This is a genomic window from Arthrobacter crystallopoietes (assembly GCF_017603825.1).
GTDB classification, from domain to species: domain Bacteria; phylum Actinomycetota; class Actinomycetes; order Actinomycetales; family Micrococcaceae; genus Crystallibacter; species Crystallibacter crystallopoietes_B.
Window position 1 is genome coordinate 4,187,276 of the sequence record NZ_CP072014.1, and the last position, 16,714, is coordinate 4,203,989.

At 65.8% G+C, this 16,714-nt stretch carries 14 protein-coding genes and 2 tRNA genes; all 16 read right to left on the minus strand.

The window, feature by feature from the left end; all coding sequences use genetic code 11:
- Window positions 1-59 precede the first annotated feature (59 nt).
- The 16 genes from J5251_RS19270 to J5251_RS19345 all read right to left on the minus strand — a co-directional run bounded on the left by J5251_RS19270 (window position 60) and on the right by J5251_RS19345 (window position 16,699).
- A complete protein-coding gene (locus J5251_RS19270) occupies window positions 60-296 on the minus strand; it encodes a hypothetical protein (protein WP_139005696.1) in 237 nt (78 codons plus the stop codon).
- 17 nt (window positions 297-313) lie between these two features.
- Window positions 314-1,222 carry a DUF2797 domain-containing protein gene (locus J5251_RS19275; protein WP_240793112.1) on the minus strand — a complete coding sequence of 303 codons (909 nt, stop codon included), beginning with the start codon at window positions 1,220-1,222 and terminating at the stop codon, window positions 314-316.
- Window positions 1,223-1,355: 133 nt separating this feature from the next.
- Window positions 1,356-1,922 carry a type 1 glutamine amidotransferase domain-containing protein gene (locus tag J5251_RS19280; protein ID WP_139005695.1) on the minus strand — a complete coding sequence of 189 codons (567 nt, stop codon included), beginning with the start codon at window positions 1,920-1,922 and terminating at the stop codon, window positions 1,356-1,358.
- 408 nt (window positions 1,923-2,330) lie between these two features.
- Window positions 2,331-2,407, minus strand: a tRNA-Met gene (locus J5251_RS19285).
- Window positions 2,408-2,466: 59 nt separating this feature from the next.
- Window positions 2,467-2,538 (minus strand) — tRNA-Thr (locus tag J5251_RS19290).
- Window positions 2,539-2,669: 131 nt separating this feature from the next.
- A complete protein-coding gene (locus tag J5251_RS19295) occupies window positions 2,670-3,074 on the minus strand; it encodes a hypothetical protein (RefSeq protein WP_139005694.1) in 405 nt (134 codons plus the stop codon).
- A complete protein-coding gene (locus J5251_RS19300) occupies window positions 3,071-4,132 on the minus strand; it encodes a hypothetical protein (protein ID WP_139005693.1) in 1,062 nt (353 codons plus the stop codon). The genes J5251_RS19295 and J5251_RS19300 overlap by 4 nt, the downstream gene beginning before the upstream one ends.
- Window positions 4,129-5,406 (minus strand): phosphotransferase family protein, encoded by a 1,278-nt coding sequence (locus tag J5251_RS19305; RefSeq protein WP_139005692.1) that lies wholly within the window; start codon window positions 5,404-5,406, stop codon window positions 4,129-4,131. Before J5251_RS19305 ends, J5251_RS19300 begins: the two co-directional genes overlap by 4 nt.
- A complete protein-coding gene (locus tag J5251_RS19310) occupies window positions 5,407-7,260 on the minus strand; it encodes an ABC transporter ATP-binding protein (RefSeq protein WP_139005691.1) in 1,854 nt (617 codons plus the stop codon).
- The gene (locus tag J5251_RS19315) at window positions 7,257-8,417 is read right to left on the minus strand and encodes a glycosyltransferase family 4 protein (RefSeq protein ID WP_139005690.1); all 1,161 of its coding nucleotides are present in this window, start codon (window positions 8,415-8,417) and stop codon (window positions 7,257-7,259) included. The genes J5251_RS19310 and J5251_RS19315 overlap by 4 nt, the downstream gene beginning before the upstream one ends.
- On the minus strand, window positions 8,417-9,694 hold the full coding sequence (locus tag J5251_RS19320; RefSeq protein WP_139005689.1) for a glycosyltransferase family 4 protein: 1,278 nt from the start codon (window positions 9,692-9,694) through the stop codon (window positions 8,417-8,419). The genes J5251_RS19315 and J5251_RS19320 overlap by 1 nt, the downstream gene beginning before the upstream one ends.
- Window positions 9,681-10,913: a glycosyltransferase family protein gene (locus J5251_RS19325; RefSeq protein WP_139005789.1), complete on the minus strand. Its 1,233-nt coding sequence runs from the start codon at window positions 10,911-10,913 to the stop codon at window positions 9,681-9,683. Before J5251_RS19325 ends, J5251_RS19320 begins: the two co-directional genes overlap by 14 nt.
- A gap of 245 nt (window positions 10,914-11,158) precedes the next feature.
- Entirely contained in the window at window positions 11,159-13,081 is a 1,923-nt protein-coding gene (locus J5251_RS19330) for a DEAD/DEAH box helicase (protein ID WP_139005688.1), read from the minus strand.
- Between the two features lie 366 nt (window positions 13,082-13,447).
- Entirely contained in the window at window positions 13,448-13,954 is a 507-nt protein-coding gene (locus J5251_RS19335; RefSeq protein WP_139005687.1) for a PadR family transcriptional regulator, read from the minus strand.
- Window positions 13,954-15,975, minus strand: a complete 2,022-nt coding sequence (locus J5251_RS19340; RefSeq protein ID WP_171059395.1) for an FAD-dependent oxidoreductase — start codon at window positions 15,973-15,975, stop codon at window positions 13,954-13,956. Before J5251_RS19340 ends, J5251_RS19335 begins: the two co-directional genes overlap by 1 nt.
- A 76-nt stretch (window positions 15,976-16,051) precedes the next feature.
- Entirely contained in the window at window positions 16,052-16,699 is a 648-nt protein-coding gene (locus J5251_RS19345; protein ID WP_139005685.1) for an MOSC domain-containing protein, read from the minus strand.
- Between the last annotated feature and the right edge of the window lie 15 nt (window positions 16,700-16,714).

Here is a 16,714-nt window from a genome sequence, read left to right on the forward strand (position 1 = left end):
GACATGGATCTCCTTCTCAAGGGCAGAAAGTCTCTTCAAAGCCTAGTGCAGGGCGTGTATCAATTCTTCTGCGGCCGGGCGGCTGCCCGGCGGGCCCTGGCGTCCCGCGCCCGCACCACCAGACCGGCCAGATGCGTGAGCAGGCCGGTGATAATGATGGCCAGGGAAGCCCATACGAGGGACTGAAGGCCAGCACTGGCAGCGATAATGGACAGCAGGATACCGGCGCCGATAAGAACCATGGCTGAGATGACTAGTTTGCGGTAGAGCGGCGAGCCAATATCCCAGGGGTTCATACTTCAAGGTTAGCGGTTCAGAACAACGAAACCTGCACCGGGGGTAGCTGTGACCGATAGGACCCCAACTCGATACGCCTGCCCTTGAGCCCGTTCAGATCGGCCAGATAGGTCGGGCTGCCCTCCCGTGTCCGGATCAAGGCAATGCTGCCCAGAAGTGCCTCCAGCATCAGTCCATGGCCACCTGCTGCCAGCTCCAGCGGATAAGCCGTACGCGAATCCGAACCCATGACCCGCCTGCCGGGTTCCGGCAATTCCCAGGTCTGGTCGACGGTGGCAAAGCCTTCCAACTCCGCGCCTGACAGCAGATTCCGGACAGTGCGGGCATGGTTGGCGTTGATGCGGTCAAGCTCGGCCGGGCTCTGCGGCGCCTGCAGACCGGTCAGCTTCGTTGCGGAACGCACCGCCTGGGTCAATTCCGTTTGCTGGGAAACCATGTCCTCCAGCACGCGGACAATCCGGCCATCGTCGGCCCTGGCCACGTAGCGGGCAGCCACGGCTCCTTGCTCCGCAAGGCGGAGCCGCTTGCGCACGTCCGAGGCTGTACCAACCTTGCTCGTACCGGAGGCAAATGTCGCCACGTACAGCCAGTGCGGCTGGGCAAGGTAGGCGCGCAGTCCGTCCGGGGCGGCACCGCTGCGGTGCGCGTCGTGAAGGAAGCGCAGATCATCGTTCAGCAAACAGTTGATGCATTGGTAGCCCCGTTCGGCGGGGGCTTGCAGGGGGCACGGCACGTGGCGTCTGGTCCGCGGTCCCTGAACCCGGTGGCTGCCCAGGCAGAACTTTCCTGCTTCCAGAACCCGGAAGCTGAGCAGAGTCCCCTCGGCAACATCCATAGCGGCCGCCGAACCGTCCGGCCTTGCCAACGCCAGCCGTGGCCCCGCCGCGTTCCAGACAATGCCGTGGCACAGGAATGCACCTCTCATGTAGCTACTCTAAGACGCGGGCTTGCCCGTTATGCACCCGGCATCACGACACGAACAAAGCCCGACGACGGCGCACTCGCGGAGCGTCCGCCGTCGGGGCTTTGAGAGTCCTTGGACTTTAGGCGTAAAACCCCTACGCCGTCTGGCCCCGGTGCTTGCCTTCGGCTATTTCTTCAACCAGCTTGGCGTTGAAGGCGGGCAGATCGTCAGGATTCCGGCTGGTCACCAACCCTTGGTCCACCACTACTTCCTCGTCAACCCACTTGGCTCCGGCATTCTTCAGGTCCGTGGCCAGGGTGTGATAGGAAGTCAGTTTGCGGCCATCTGTTACCCCTGCCTCGATGAGAATCCAGGGGCCATGGCAAATCACGGCCACGGGCTTCTGATTATCGAAGAAGGAACGGGTGAAGTCCACTGCGGCCTGTTCCGCGCGCAGATGATCCGCATTCACGACACCGCCCGGAATGACCAGCGCGTCGTAATCGTCGACACGGGCCTGATCGGCGGTCACATCCACCGGGAAGGTGTCAGCCTTCTCGGTGCCTTTAAACCCTTGCAAGGTCCCGGATTTGGGTGCGACAAGGACGGGCTCTCCGCCGGCGGCCTTCACTGCCTGCCAAGGGCTGGTGAGTTCAATTTGTTCCACGCCGTCCGTGAGCAGGAAAGCTACTTTCTTACCGGAAATATTCTGTTCAGACATCATTCCTCCACTTCCTAGGGGCCGAATCGGCGCCAGCCCCATACCCTCCACGCTAGCCACAGACGGATTCAGTAAGCAAGCTGACCATTGGGCCGGGCGGAGCTTCGACACCACGCCGGATTGCCTCTTGGGCACTTCATCGTCGGTGAAAGTGAAATCACCTCACATGTAGCCTTTGAGGAGCGCTAGCAAGGGAGGCGCGTCTACTCCATGGGTGCCATTGACCCGGATCCAACAGAAGACATGGTCCGAGATTATTTTGCAATTCTGTTGGCGGCAGAGGAAACACGATGCGGCCACGAAGGCGAATGAGATAGCAACGACTGGCGATTTGCGATGCTTGCCCGATAACGGCGCAAAGAAAAGCCCCTGACTAGGGATGAATTTCCAAGTCAGGGGCCTTCTTATTGGTAGCGGTGCCCGGACTCGATCCGGGGACCTCACGATTATGAGTCGTGCGCTCTAACCAGCTGAGCTACACCGCCACAAAATAGGAATGCCCGCGCTGCGTCTTTGCGACACAGACGCGGGCTTCGCTATTCAGAGCCCCCCACCGGAATCGATCCGGTGACCTCGTTCTTACCAAGAACGCGCTCTACCACTGAGCTAGGGGGGCAACGGAGAAAAACTTTACCAGCAGTTTAGCTCCGTGTGAAATCGGAACGGGCGGTTGTGGCCAGCCCCACATTTCCGGCCGCTGACACCGCCGCTGTTTCACCTCTTCAAAGGCGTCCCAAGGGGGTGTAGCTAATCGTCTCCGCCGCCGTCGTCCCAGTCATCGCCGACATCGTCATCCCAATCGTCGTCGTCAACAACAACCGGTGGCGCAGGCGCGACCTGTTCCGGTACCGGGGCCGGGGCCGGGGCCGGTACCGGCTTGGGGGCGGAGTCTTGCGCCGGGTTGGCCGGCTCATCCTTGCCCTGGGGATCCTGCTGCTCCTTCTTGGGCGAAGGTTTCGCCGGCGCTTCGGGCTGGGGATCTGCATTGCCATCGGGATCGGCAGCAGGGGTCGGTTCCGGCGGCGACGAGGCCTGCTGCAGGTGAGAGACATCCATGGTGGAATCCGCCGGCTGCGCCACGGCGACGTTCCACAACATCACGCTCGCTGCTCCGACCAGCAGCAAAGCCAGTATGGACGAGAAGATCTTCACGAGATTCCCTTTCTTGTCTGGGACACCAGCAAGCTGTCCAACCACGATTGGGCAAGATGCTGCCATTGCGGACGGAATGCGTAGACGCAGACCAGGCGCAGCTGGGTGGCCACGGTGTAAAGATGCAGCCGGCGGGCCGGTACCGACAAGTCTGCGGCGGCCGCGTCCACCGCCGCTTCGGCCGTCTTACGGGCCTCCGCGGTGGCGGTGCCTTGGTCTGCCCGCAACCGAAGGTGGACGGCCAGGTTTGCCAGATCCAGCGCAGGCTCGGCCAGCGCGGCGGTGTCGAAATCCAACAGTCCAAGCGAAGCCGCATCTGCGCAGTAGAGGAGTTGTTTATCGTGCAGGTCCCGGTGTGCAAGGCCTGCTTCCCCGTGGCCGCTCCCCTCCGACAGGGCTCCACACACCTCATCGGCGAGGCTCCGGACGGCAGCCGGATCCGCATCCAGCGCGCCGAAGTCGAGCAGATGAGCCACCCACTTGCGTACCGTAGACGCTTCCGCGGCGCCGTCATGCAGCGGCAGCTCGTGGACCCGGGTAGCATCCCGGACCAACGACGGCCACCGCTCCGCCCAGAGCTGCCAGGCACGGTCCCATGCGCCCACGGTATCCGCGCTCCCGAGTTCATGGAGGCTGGTTCCGGCCAGCGCGGCGGAGACCACCCGGTTCGGTTCGCAACCCACCACCTCGGGCACCGCGAAGCCTGCGCGGCTTCCGGCTTTATGCATCAGTGCGGATTGCCCAGCTACCATGGCAGCCTTACCGGAAGCCAGTAGCTTGGTGTAGCTGGCACCGTCCTCGGACCGCAGTACAGCGCGGCGTTTATAGCGGTGGACCAGGAGCTTCCCGCCGGCCTCCCCCAGCCCCGGGAGCGCAGGGTCCGTTCTGAAGCCGGCAACGATGACTTTCCCGCCGTCGTCAATCATGCCCGCCCGCAGACGGCCGTATTGATCCACAGCTTCGAAGGTGAGCCGACGTCCGCTCTTGGGCCACGCGCGGCGGACCGACAGGGGCGCGCCGGCCTGATCGTAGACTGTTGAAGGAACGACGGCTGTCATGCCAGCCTTCCTTCGATCTGTGCCAGCCTGTCGAGGATGAGCTGCCGCCAGTCCGGCTCACACGCACGGAAGGGCTCCAAAATCCTCGAGAACAGGTGGCAGGCGGTCCAGACGTTCAGCTCGTCGGCGTCTACCCCGGCGCCAAACCTTCCGCCCTGTCCTTCCTGGTATCCCTTGAGCAGCGCCTCCGTCAGGGTTTTCGTACCGGTGTCCAGCAGCTCGACCGCTGCGAAGCAGCCCAAATCCGCGGCCACTGCACCATAGCCGAACCGGTCCAGATCGATGATGCGCAGGCCTTCGCTGCCGACCAGGATCTGGTCGGCGGAGAAATCTCCGTGCACAAACCCGGCCCGGCCCGGCCGGCGCAGCCGAACGGTCAGCAGCTCGGCGGCGTGATGCAGGCGTTCAGCCGCTGCGGGCACCAGCTGGCCGGTGTTGGCTGCCAGCTTCTGCAGGCCCGGCATGGCGACGTGGCCGGGAGCGGGAACCCTGGGATCGGCGCCGGTACCGCCGTGGCCGGCCTTCGGCGGCTGGACCGGATCCGGACCCGCCCACGGCGGCTGGGTATGGAGCAGCGCCAGGAACCGTCCCGCTTCGGCCGCGAGCGCCCGCGGATCAGGCTGGCCCTGCTCCGACGTATCCTGATCCTGCTGGTGCAGGCGCTGCAGGTCGGTGTGGCCGAACCAGGGGTAGTACACGGCGTGCTGGGCGTCCGCGCCGTCCGGACGGGCGTCTGCCTCGTCCCTGGGAGATTGTTGTTCCAGGACCGGGACGCCGGCGCCCTGCAGCCGCCTCAGCATGTCTGCGTGCACCCGCGCAGGTCCGGCCGTGACCTTGGCGACCCGGCGCTGCTCGCCTTGGCCGAAGGCTGCGACCAGACGGCGGTGCGGGTTGTAGTTCAGCACGTCGATCTCCCCGGCTCGGCCGGACAGCAGCCCGGTTCCGGCGAGGGCACGGTGCAGTTTTCCGTCCAGCGCCGGCGGCCCGGACACCAGCAGCTGTCCCGGAGCTTCGGGGAGCTCCACGGCTTCAAGCTGCACCCCCTGCTGCTCGGCGCGTTTGAAGGTCTTGGCCAGTTTCGAATCCTGGCTGCGTGAGTATCCGGCGATCCAGGCAGGTCCGTCGCTTCCGGAAAGCCGGGCCACCACGGATACACCGGGCTTATAACGCACATGCGCCGCGGCGACTGGGCGACCGAACAGGCTGCTGAGCCGCTCCGGATCCATCACGACATCCAGCGCCGGCAGGGCTGGATCAACAACGGAATCGGCCACCTAGACCACCTCCACCACGGCGGCGCCGGCGGGATGGCCGACGTCGACCCGCGCCTCGCTGGCATTGGCCGCCTGCTGCTGTTCCACCCAGGCCTTGAAGGTGCCGGAAGGATGCTCGAGCAGTTCTCCGGGAGTGCCGTCCAGCACCACGTTGCCGTCCTGGACCCAGAGAACACGGTCAGCGGCCAGCGCCGGTCCGGCGTCGTGCGTAATCGTCACGGTGGTACGTCCTTCAGTCAGGGTGCCCAGAGCTGCGAGCACTTCACTTGCTGCTTCGGGATCCAATCCCGTGGTGGCCTCGTCCAGCACTACCACCGGTGCGTGCCGCAGCAGGGCACGGGCGATGGCCAGCCGCTGGCGTTGTCCGCCGGAGAGTGTGCTCCCGCGCTCCCCCACCACAGTGTCATAGCCGTTCGACGACGCCATGATGAAGCCATGGGCCTGGGCACGCCGTGCAGCCTGCTCCACTTCCTCGTCTGTGGCCTCCATCCTGCCGTAACGGATGTTGTCGCGGATGCTACCGGTGAAGAGCACCGAGTCCTGCAGCAGCAGGCTTACCTGCGAACGCAGCGAAGCCAGCGTCACTTCCCGCAGATCGTGTCCATCCACGCTGACGCAGCCGTGCACGGGGTCCATCATGCGCACCAGCAGCGAAGCCAGCGTGGACTTCCCGGAACCGGATGGCCCGACGACAGCCACCTTCTGACCGGCCGGAATATGCAGGTTCACGTGGTGCAGCACGGGGCGTCCGTCACCATAGGCTGCCCGCACGCTTTGCAGGCGGATCTCACCCCGGACACTGGACAGCTCCACCGCGTCCGGGGCGTCCTGGATGTCCACGCGTTCGTCCAGCAGGTCGGCGACGCGTTCGCCCGAAGCGGTGGCACGGGCGATGCGTCCGGTGTACTTGGCCAGGTCCCGCAGCGGCTTCATGGCGGTCTTGAGGTAGGTCAGGAAGATGACCAAATCCCCGGGCGTCATCGCCGCTTCGGCCACCCGCATGCCACCGCCGAAGAGCACTGCCGCCGTCGCAACGCCGACGATCACATCGGTGCGGCGTTCCAGCCCGGCGGCCAGCCGGCGTGCCTGCACGCCTTCCGTCAGGGCCTGTTTGTTGCTATTGGAGAACTTGCCGGCGAGGACACGTTCCAGCCCGTAAGCCTGGACCACGCGGATGGCACCGAGGCTCTCCTGGGCTGTGTTGGCCAGCGCGCCTTCGCCCTTGCGGGTCTTCCGGGAAGCAGCGGTGATCTTGCCGGTGCTGCCGCGGGAGATCAGCAGGAATGCGGCCGCAGCGAGGACCACCACGAGGGCCAGCAGCGGATCCAGCCAGAACATCACGCCGGCCATCACGACCAGGGTGATCACGTTGGCCACCAGCGGCAGCCCGGCCGTGACCGCAACTTCCTGGAGCCGGCCGATGTCGCCCACCAGCCGCTGCACCGTATCGCCGGTCCGCGCCGAGGAGTGGTAGCGGTCGGACAACGCCTGGACATGGGAGAAAACACGCACGCGCAGCGCCGCAGCGACCCGCGAGCCGGCGAGCGCAAAGGCCACGGTGGCCAGATAGTTCGCCAGCGCGCGGAAGCCGACAATGCAAATTGTGGCCAGGGCGCAGGAAAGCAGCAGCACGGGGGTCGCCGTGGGCCCGCTGCCGGCCAGGTCCGCGCCGAGGCTGCGCGTGACCGCGTCCACCACAAACTTGACCGGCCACGGCTCGAGCACCCGGAACACCACCTCGAACAGCAGGGCAGTGATGCCGCCGCCCATCAGGAGCTTGTGCCGGCCCACATGCGGCCTGATGATGCCCAGGGTGCGGCGCAGGGCCGCGGGGCTAGCTTGTTTCCGGCTCATACCGTCAGCTCCTGGTTCTTATCCGGCAGGCGGATTCCGGCCAGACTTTGCTCCAGCACCTGATGCCAGCTGTGCCGCGCGACCGCTTGCTCCCGGGCCGCCAGGGCCATGGCCAGGCGCCGCTCGGGGTAGGCCACCAAGCAGTCAATCGCGGCGGCCAGCGCGGCCGGATCCGATGGTTCCACCAGCAGCCCGGTTCCGCCATCGTCCATAATTTCCGGAATCTGGCCTACGTTCGAGGCCACCACCGGCAGCGCCGCGGCGAGGTACTCGTAAATCTTCAGCGGCGAGAAGTACTGGTCCGCATCCGACTCCATGGCCGGGTACGGCGCGGCTGCCAGCGAGCAGTCTGCGAGCACCGCGGGAATCTGTTCGGGCACCACGGCGCCGGTAAAGTCCACCGCCACGCCCAGTTCCGCGGCACGCCGCTGAAGTTCGGCCGACAGCGGGCCATCGCCGACAATGCGCAGTTGCCATGCCTGCGAGGCCAGCGCGGCGGCTTCCAGCAGCACCTCCACCCCGTGCCATGGTTTGAGCGTGCCGACAAAGGCCACTACCGGCACGGCACCGGGGTCGGGGCTGGCGGGCAGGATCCGGTCCGTGTTCACGCCATTAGGTACGACGGCGATGCCGCCAGGGTGCGCAGGTTCGGTTTTGCTTTCCACCCACCGGGCGACAGGTGCGGAGACACACACGGTGCGGTCCGCTGCGGCCACCTGCGCGCGCAGTGCTGCGGCGGCAGCGGCTTCGTCATGCAGGTAGCGGTGGGTGCGCTGCTCATCGATCAGCGGGGCGTTGACCTCGAGGATGCCGGGAATCCCCAGCGCCGCAGTGGCCTGGGCCAGTCCGGTGCTGAAGAGGCTGTAGCGCTCATAGACGAGGTCCGCGCCGTCGTCGATAATTTTCCCGGCCAGCTCCGCGGCCGCCGCGGCCTGGGCGGCTTCGCGCTCGGGTCCCTGGCTTTGGGGCACCTTGAGCCAGGTCACCGTGAGGTCGGCCAGGTCCGCGGGAACGTCGTCGCCGGTGCGCGTGCAGTAGACACGCACCTCGGCGCCGCGTGCCCGCCAGGCGCGGATGATCTCCTGGACATGGACCGAGGCCCCCTTGGTGCCGAAGACCGGAATGCCCGGGTCCGCGCACAGATATGCCACTCGCATTACGCCACCTCCAGGCTTTCTGCGGCAGGTACGGTGGACGCCGGGGCCTCCGCCAGCTGCCGGAGCCGCCGTGCCTGCTTGGCAGAGTCGAAATTCGCTTCGATGCACTGCCGGGCAGCCGCGGCGATCCCCTCGCGGTCAAAGTCCGGCCGGGCCGTCTCCTCGAGCGCGGCGGTCAGGTCAGCCGCCACGCCGTTGCGGATCAGGATGCCGGTTTGCGCCGCGCCGCCTTGCGCCGGATGAATCACCTCGGGGATGCCGGTGACATCGCTGGCGATGGCGGGCACCCCCATGGCCATGGCCTCCAGCAGGACCGTGGGCAGCCCGTCGGCGTTGCCGTCTTTCCCCACGACGCAGGGCGCGGCAAAAACATCGGCCCAGCGCAGCAGGTCGGCGACTTCCCGCTGGGTCCGCGGGCCCAGCAGCCGGACCGTGCCTTCCAGGCCGAGCGAGGTGATCTGTTCGGCCAGCTCGGTTTCGAGCATGCCGCCGCCGGCAATCCGGACGTCCAGCCGCAGGCCGCGGCCACGCAGTTCGGCCGCCGATGCAATCAGCAGGTCAAAGCCCTTCTTCTCCACGAGGCGCCCGACGGCGGCAACCCGCAGCGTCTGTCCGGGTACCTGCGGCGCACTATAGGGAAAGCGCTTGAGTTCCAGTCCGTTGTAGACCAGGTGCAGGTTGGCAGTTTCGGCGGGATATGTGGAGCTCAGGTAGCGGTAGTTGTACTCGCTGATGGTGACCACGTGCGACGCGTTGGCCAGGGTTTGGGCCAGGCGGCTGCGGTCCACATCCTCGTGAAAAATGTCCTTGGCATGGGCGGTGAAGGAATAGGTGATGCCGGACAGCGCGGCCGCAATCTCCGCGGTACGGGCCGCCAGCGAACCAAAGTGGGCGTGCAGGTGCGTGATGCCGCGCTCGAGTGCCATGGTGGCCAGCTCGATGCCCTGATGCACTTCGGTAGGGTCGTAACCGGCAATCTGGGGCAGCAGCTGTGCCCATCGGCCGGCGAATTCCGGATTCAGTTCCTGGGCGCGGGCGACAATCGCCCAGCCTTCGCTGAGCTTGGCCGGTTTGGGTACGTAGTTGACCGGGGCCTGCACCCGGGCCAGTTCCGGATGGAACCGCGGATCCGCCGGCGGCCGCAGCGAGAAGATCTCCAGCACTTCGCCGGAGGCTTCCCGGGCCAGGATCTCGGTGACAATGAAGGTCTCGGAAAAGCGCGGGTAGACCTTGAGGACATAGCCGACTCTTGACGTCTTGGGCTTAGCCTGCAACACGGTTCAACTCCTTCTGCCCCGCTGGGCTCACTGTATCTTCGGCGCCTGCGGTTCCCAATAGAGCCGCGGCGAGGCGGGCCACCGAGCTGAGACCGTCCAGCTCAATGCCGGTGCGGGCGGCAGCTGTTCCGGCAACCGTTTCGAACCAGTTGCCCAGGACCTTGCTGCTCAGCTGGGCAGGCTCGCAGACGTCCACGAGCTGGCGGTTACTGAGGGAACGTGCGCGGATCAGCTGCTCCTGCCGGGGCCAGACCCGCGGCACCACGAGGGCAGGAGTGTCTGTGCTGAGGATTTCGCAGACCGAGTTATAGCCGCCCATGGTCACGATGGCGGCAGCTGCACTAATCTCGACCAGCGCATCCGGGACGCTGGCGATCACATCGGTCCGCTTCCGGGCGGCACGCTCGACCTGGCGCCTTTGGTCTGCTGCCATCTGCGGGCCGGTAATGACCAGGTGGCGGTACCCCGCCGGAACCTTGGCGCGCGCCGCTGCCATGGTCAGGTCGAATCCGTCCGATCCGCCGCCGACCATGGTCAGCAGGTACGGCTTGCGGGCATGGGGTTTGCGCGAAGAGCGGGGACGGCCTGCGGCCAGATAGCCCGTGAAGCGGACCTTATCGCTAAGGGCCGCTGGGATTTCTCCCGAGGCCACCGGATTGTGCACGGCCGGGTCGCCGTAGACCCAGAGCTCGTCGAACGTGCGCCGGACGTGGCACAGATCCCCGAGCGCGGTCCATTCGCGGGCTGCGACGGCGGGATCGTCAAGGACCTCGCGCAGGCCGAGGATGACTTTGCAGCCGGGATTGGCTTCCCGCACCGCAGCCAGCGCGTCCACAAGTTCCCCATCCACACCGAAGGCATGCCGGTCCACGATGACCAGATGGGGACGGAAGGCTGTCAGGGCTCCTTCAATCACTGCGGAGCGCAGGCTGATGAGCCGGCTCATCCGCACATTCAGGTGGCGCGGTGCGTAGTTGCCCTCGCGTTTGCTGATGCCGGGAATGACCATCCAGTCCCAGCCTTCGGGTCGCCGGTAGCTGGTGGCGGTTCCCTCGCCGGTCACCAGCAAGCCCGACACTTTCCGTCCGGTCAGCGCCGGCAGGCGGGCCGCCAGCGCATGGGCGATGGCAAGGTTGCGCCGAGTGTGCCCCAGGCCCTGGGAATCATGGGAGTAGAGAACTATCCGTAACTCACCGCTGTCTTGCTGGTTGGTATACATCAGTCCTCCATAGATTTCATTCTCTTCGTGCGTGTTGTTCACTTTGCCGCAGGATGATGAATCGTTTATGAAACCTATATGAGAGAGTTCTCATGCTCGGCGTGGTGCGCCTCACATCCGCGTCGGAACGGCGCTGGGGACATGCCCCGGGCATGCAAAAAGGCACCCGCTTGCACGGGTGCCTTTTTGATGAAGGTTACTTCAGCCGCCGATTCCCTGCAGGAACTGCCGGGTCCGGCCGCGGGTTAGTAGCTCTTGTGGCGGGGCTTGCGGGCTCCGGCGCCCTGGCCGGCGAAGTCCGAACGCTCGCCGCGGTCCTTGCTGAAGCTGCGGTCGCCGTCGAACTTCTTCTTGTACGGACGGTCCCCTTCGAACTTCTTCTTGAACGGACGGTCGCTGCCGTATCCGCCGCGGCTGCCGCCGAAGTCGCCCTGGTCGCGGCGCGGCTTGCGGCCCGAATCCAGTTCGAGGTGGATCAGTTCGCCGCCGATGCGGGTGCGGGACAGAGCACGCAGCTGGTCCTTGGACAGATCCGCGGGCAGTTCCACCAGGGAATGGTCCGAGCGGATGTCGATGCCGCCGATCTGCGCGGCGCTGAGGCCGCCCTCGTTGGCGATGGCACCGACGATGGAGCCCGGCATGACGCGCTGGCGGCGGCCGACGGCGATGCGGTACGTCGCATTGCCTTCGGTCAGTGCACGCGTCGGACCACGGGAGCCCATGGCGTCGCGTCCGCCGGCGGCGCGCTCGCGCTGGCCCTTCGGTGCTTCCGGCAGGTCCTGGACCAGCAGCGGGCGTCCGCCCTGGGCCATGACGGCCAGTGCGGCGGCGATCTCCGCGGCAGGCACGTTGTGCTCGGTCTCGTAGGTCGCGATCAGGTCGCGGAAGATGGAGACATCTTCGGACGAGAGGGTCTCCGTGATCTTCTCGGCAAACTTGCTCATGCGCAGGTTGTTGATGGTTTCCGCCGAAGGCAGGTGCATCTGTTCGACCGGCTGGCGGGTGGCCTTCTCGATGGCCCGCAGCAGGTACTTCTCGCGCGGAGTCATGAACAGGATGGCGTCGCCCGAGCGGCCGGCACGACCGGTACGGCCGATACGGTGCACGTAGGACTCGGTGTCGTGCGGGATGTCGTAGTTGACCACGAGGGAAATACGCTCGACGTCGAGACCACGGGCGGCCACGTCGGTGGCAACCAGGATGTCGATCTTGCCGTCGCGCAGGGCCTCGACCGTACGTTCACGCTGCTGCTGCGGGATGTCGCCGTTGATGGCGGCGGCGCGGTAGCCGCGGGACTTGAGCTTGTCAGCCAGGTCCTCGGTAGCCATCTTGGTGCGCACGAAGGCGATAACGCCGTCGAAATCTTCCGCTTCCAGGATCCGGGTCATGGCATCCAGCTTGTGCGGGCCCATGACCTGCAGGTAGCGCTGGCGGGTGTTGGTGCCCGTGGTGGTCTTGGCCTTGACCGTGATTTCGGCCGGGTCCTTCAGGTACTTCTTCGCGATCCGGCGGATGGCGGTGGGCATGGTGGCCGAGAACAGGGCAACCTGCTTGTCTTCCGGAGTCTTCGAGAGAATCTGGTCAACTTCTTCGGCAAAGCCCATGCGCAGCATTTCGTCTGCTTCGTCCAGCACCATGTACTGCAGTTCCGAGAGGTCCAGGGAACCCTTCTCGATGTGGTCGATGACGCGGCCCGGAGTACCGACAACAACCTGTGCGCCGCGGCGCAGGCCGGCAAGCTGGGGGCCGTAAGGGGATCCGCCGTAGACCGGAAGAACCGTGAAGTTCTCCATGTGCGAGGCGTAGGAGGAAAAGGCTTCGGCTACCTGGAGCGCGAGCTCACGGGTGGGGGCCAGCACCAGGATCTGGGTGTTCTTGGTGGGCGGCAGTTCTGCCATCCGGGACAGCGCGGGGACGGCGAAGGCGGCGGTCTTGCCGGTACCGGTCTGGGCCAGGCCCACGACGTCGCGGCCTTCGAGCAATACGGGGATGGTGGCGGCCTGGATGGGGGACGGCTTTTCGTAGCCGACGTCGCTCAGGGCTGCGAGCACGCGGCCGTCGAGACCGAAATCGGTGAACAAAACGGTGTTCTCTTCGACGGCGCTGTTGTCCGTAGCCGGCTCAGTGGCGGCGTTTTCAGACATGATGGCAGTGGGAGTTTCAGACATAGGGTTCCTCATATTCATTTGGGGACCGTGGCCGCGCAAAGCAGCACCGCTGAACTCGATTGAGCTACGAGCGGTGATGATCCGAGAGGCCTGTTGACACAAGTCCGGCGCTGTTCCAATCCCTTGGCAGGACTTCCCGCCATAACTTTGCTGGCTGCCTCACGGCAGGCTGTATGGCGTTTTCTCAGCCGGCGCTCCCAAAATGAAAACTGTCCGCATAATGCGGACCCTACACACCATCTGACGCGTTCTCCGCGTCGAAATCAGGGAATACCGGAGTGGGGGATGTATCCAGTGTACGGTACGACGCAACTTCTTTGCGCCCGAATGCATGACGTCGGCCGGTGACCTTGGGCACAGCCAGCGTCACAGGGCGTCGAGAGTCTGCTCCGCCCAGGCAATCCACGTCTCTTCGAACATGATGCCTGCCGTCAGCACTGAGCGCTGGAGTTCGTTCCCGCCGCCCCAGTTCCCGCGTTCATCGAGCGCCCGGTAGGTGGCCAGTTGCTCCCGGTGCAGCCGGAGGTGACGTTCCAGTTCGTCCGCGATGGGATCGCCGAGCACCGACGCCGCGCGCAGCCTGATCATCAGCGCCTCGCGGACCGGGCGGGGGTCCTGCTGTTCCGCCGTCCACCGCTGCAGCTCGCGGCGCCCCTCGCCGAGCACCTCGTAGTCCTTGGCTCTGCCCCGGCTCGAATCGCGGCCGGTAGAGCGGATCAGCCCGTCTTTCTCCAGCCGGCCGAGCTCGCGGTAGATCTGCTGATGCGTGGCCGGCCAGAAGAACCCGAAGGACTTGTCGAAGCGGCGCGCCAGCTCGGCCCCGGAACCGGGTTGTTCCAGCAGCGCGGTCAGAATGGCGTGCGGCAGTGACATCAGATGGCCGCCGCCAGCCGGGTGGCCTGGTTGATGGCGCGTTTGGCGTCGAGCTCGGCCGCCACGTCCGCTCCCCCGATCAGATGGACCGTCAGGCCGGCAGCTTCCAGATCCGCCTGCAGTTCGCGCTGCGGCTCCTGGCCGGTGCACAGCACCACGGTATCCACGGGGAGTACTTGGTCGGTGCCGTCCGCGCTGAAGTGCAGTCCGCCGTCGTCAATTTTGCGGTAGGTGACGCCGGGAATCATGGTGACATCCTTGGCTTTGAGCTCGGCCCGGTGGATCCAGCCGGTGGTCTTGCCCAGGCCGGCGCCGATCTTGCTGCTCTTGCGCTGCAGCAGGTAGATCTTGCGTGCCGGCTTCGGCGGGTGTGGCCGGGCCAGCCCGCCCGGCGTTCCGTACAGGGGGTCGATGCCCCAGTGCTCGTAGAACAGCCCCGGCTCCAGGGTGGCGCTCGGTCCGGACTGCGCGAGGTACTCGGCGACGTCGAAGCCGATCCCGCCGGCGCCCAGGACGGCGACGGTATTCCCCACCGGCTTATGTCGGCGCAACACGTCCAGGTAGCCGAGCACCGAAGGGTGGTCCAACCCCTCGATGCCGGGGAGCCGGGGCAGCACGCCGGTGGCGAGGATGACCTCGTCGAAGCCCTCGGCCAGCAGGTCTTGCGCGATGGCTTTCGTGTTGAGCCGCAGGTCGATGCCCCGGAGCTCAAGCTGGCGCCCGAAGTACCGGATGGTCTCGTGGAACTCCTCCTTGCCCGGGATCTGTTTGGCCAGGTTGAACTGCCCGCCGATCTCGCCGGCGGCCTCGAAGACCGTGATCCGGTGGCCGCGCTCGGCCGCGGCGACGGCGAAACCGAGGCCCGCCGGGCCGGCACCGACCACGGCGAGATTCTTCTTCTCCGCGGCCGGCTCCAGGAGGATTTCGGTCTCGTGGCAGGCGCGCGGATTAACCAGGCAGGAGGTGACCTTTCCGACGAAAGTGTGATCCAGGCAGGCCTGGTTGCAGGCGATGCAGGTGTTGATCTCATCCGACGTCCCGCGCGAGGCCTTGAGCACAAAGGCCGGATCTGCCAGCAGCGGGCGGGCCATCGAGACCATGTCGGCGCAGCCGTCCGCCAGCAGCTGTTCGGCTACTTCGGGGGTGTTGATGCGGTTGGTGGTGATGAGCGGGATGCCGAGCCGGCCCATCAGCTTCCGCGTTACCCAGGCGAAGGCGCCCCGCGGAACGGATGTGGCGATGGTGGGGACCCGGGCCTCATGCCAGCCGATTCCGGTATTGATCAGCGTTGCGCCGGCGGCCTCGATCCCGCGGGCCAGTTCGAGCACCTCTTCGAAACTGGATCCGCCCTCCACCAGATCCAGCATGGAAAGCCGGTAGATGATGATGAAGTCCGTGCCGACCCGTTCACGCGTCCGGCGGACGATCTCCAGCGGAAACCGGATCCGGTTGCGGTAGGAACCGCCCCAGGCATCGGTGCGGTGGTTGGTCCGGGCCGTGATGAATTCATTGATCAGATAACCTTCGCTGCCCATGATTTCGACGCCGTCATAGCCCGCTGCCTGCGCCAGGGCGGCAGCGTTGGCGAAGTCCTCAATGGTTTGGTCAATCTCCGATATGGACAGCTCGCGGGGAGCCAGCGGATTGATCGGAGAGGCCGCCGGACTGGGTGCCACAAGTTCCCGATGCGCGGCATAGCGCCCCGCGTGGAGCAGTTGCATGGCAATCCGGCCGCCCTCGGCATGCACCGCCTCCGTAACCACGCGATGCTCGGCCGCCTCCTCCTGCGTCGTTATTTTGGCACTGCCTGCACTCAGCCGCCCGGCCTCGTTAGGCGAGATGCCCCCGGTGACAATCAGCCCTATTCCCCCACGCACCCGTTCAGCGTAGAACGCGGCCATCCGCTTGAAGCCGCCGGGCAGCTCCTCCAGGCCCACGTGCATCGAGCCCATCAGGACCCGGTTGGGCAGGGTGGTGAAGCCAAGGTCCAGCGGCTCAAGCAGTCGGGGGAAGGCAGACAATGTCACTATGCACTCCTTTGCACAACTAGTTGCATAAAGACTAGAGGGCACAACGCCTCCGGGCAACAACCGCGGGTCAGCCCCGGCGCAATGCCAGTTTGATCGCCTTGTTGACGTTGCCGCCGATGCTGATTTCGCCGGCAGCTTCCGAGTCCAGCAAAGCCTGCGCCTGGGCCTTGTCCAGCCCGCCGAAAACGTCGGCCACGCTCACGCCGTGGCCCGGCCTGAAGACGACATCGATGCTGTCGCCCGGGGCAATTTCCCCGGCCTGCACCACTTTGCAGTAGGCACCGGGCAATCCCTTGCGCAGGAAACGCTTGGCCCAGCCCGGTTCTGCCATGTGCCGTTCGAAGGTGGCGCAGGGAATCCGCGGCATGGTTACTTCGGCGGTGACCTTACTGCCGATCCGCCACCGCTCCCCCACCAGCGCCTGGCTGACCGGCAGGCCTTGGGTGCGCAGGTTTTCGCCAAACAGACCGGCCGGCACCTCGCGCCCGAGCTCGGCCGCCCACTGCGCCGCGTCTTCCTCTGCATAGGCATAGAGGGCCTTCAGCTCGCCGCCGTGGTGCTTGCGGTCCGCCTGCACATCCGTCCGCAACCCGAGCTGGTGCACCAGCACCGGGCCTTCCACCGACCGCTTGTCGATGGCGGTCACGCCGACAATGCTCTCGTCGGGCTTTAAGGCATGGACAGAGCAAACAGCAAGCAGCGATCCGGAAGTCATTGCCCCAGTTTATGG

Bases quoted from the DNA above. Each gene is read 5' to 3' on its own strand.
- J5251_RS19270 (WP_139005696.1), bottom strand. From the start codon at position 296: ATGAACCCCTGGGATATTGGCTCGCCGCTCTACCGCAAACTAGTCATC.
- J5251_RS19275 (WP_240793112.1), bottom strand. From the start codon at position 1,222: ATGAGAGGTGCATTCCTGTGCCACGGCATTGTCTGGAACGCGGCGGGG.
- J5251_RS19280 (WP_139005695.1), bottom strand. From the start codon at position 1,922: ATGTCTGAACAGAATATTTCCGGTAAGAAAGTAGCTTTCCTGCTCACG.
- J5251_RS19300 (WP_139005693.1), bottom strand. From the start codon at position 4,132: ATGACAGCCGTCGTTCCTTCAACAGTCTACGATCAGGCCGGCGCGCCC.
- J5251_RS19310 (WP_139005691.1), bottom strand. From the start codon at position 7,260: ATGAGCCGGAAACAAGCTAGCCCCGCGGCCCTGCGCCGCACCCTGGGC.
- J5251_RS19315 (WP_139005690.1), bottom strand. From the start codon at position 8,417: ATGCGAGTGGCATATCTGTGCGCGGACCCGGGCATTCCGGTCTTCGGC.
- J5251_RS19325 (WP_139005789.1), bottom strand. From the start codon at position 10,913: ATGTATACCAACCAGCAAGACAGCGGTGAGTTACGGATAGTTCTCTAC.
- J5251_RS19330 (WP_139005688.1), bottom strand. From the start codon at position 13,081: ATGTCTGAAACTCCCACTGCCATCATGTCTGAAAACGCCGCCACTGAG.
- J5251_RS19335 (WP_139005687.1), bottom strand. From the start codon at position 13,954: ATGTCACTGCCGCACGCCATTCTGACCGCGCTGCTGGAACAACCCGGT.
- J5251_RS19345 (WP_139005685.1), bottom strand. From the start codon at position 16,699: ATGACTTCCGGATCGCTGCTTGCTGTTTGCTCTGTCCATGCCTTAAAG.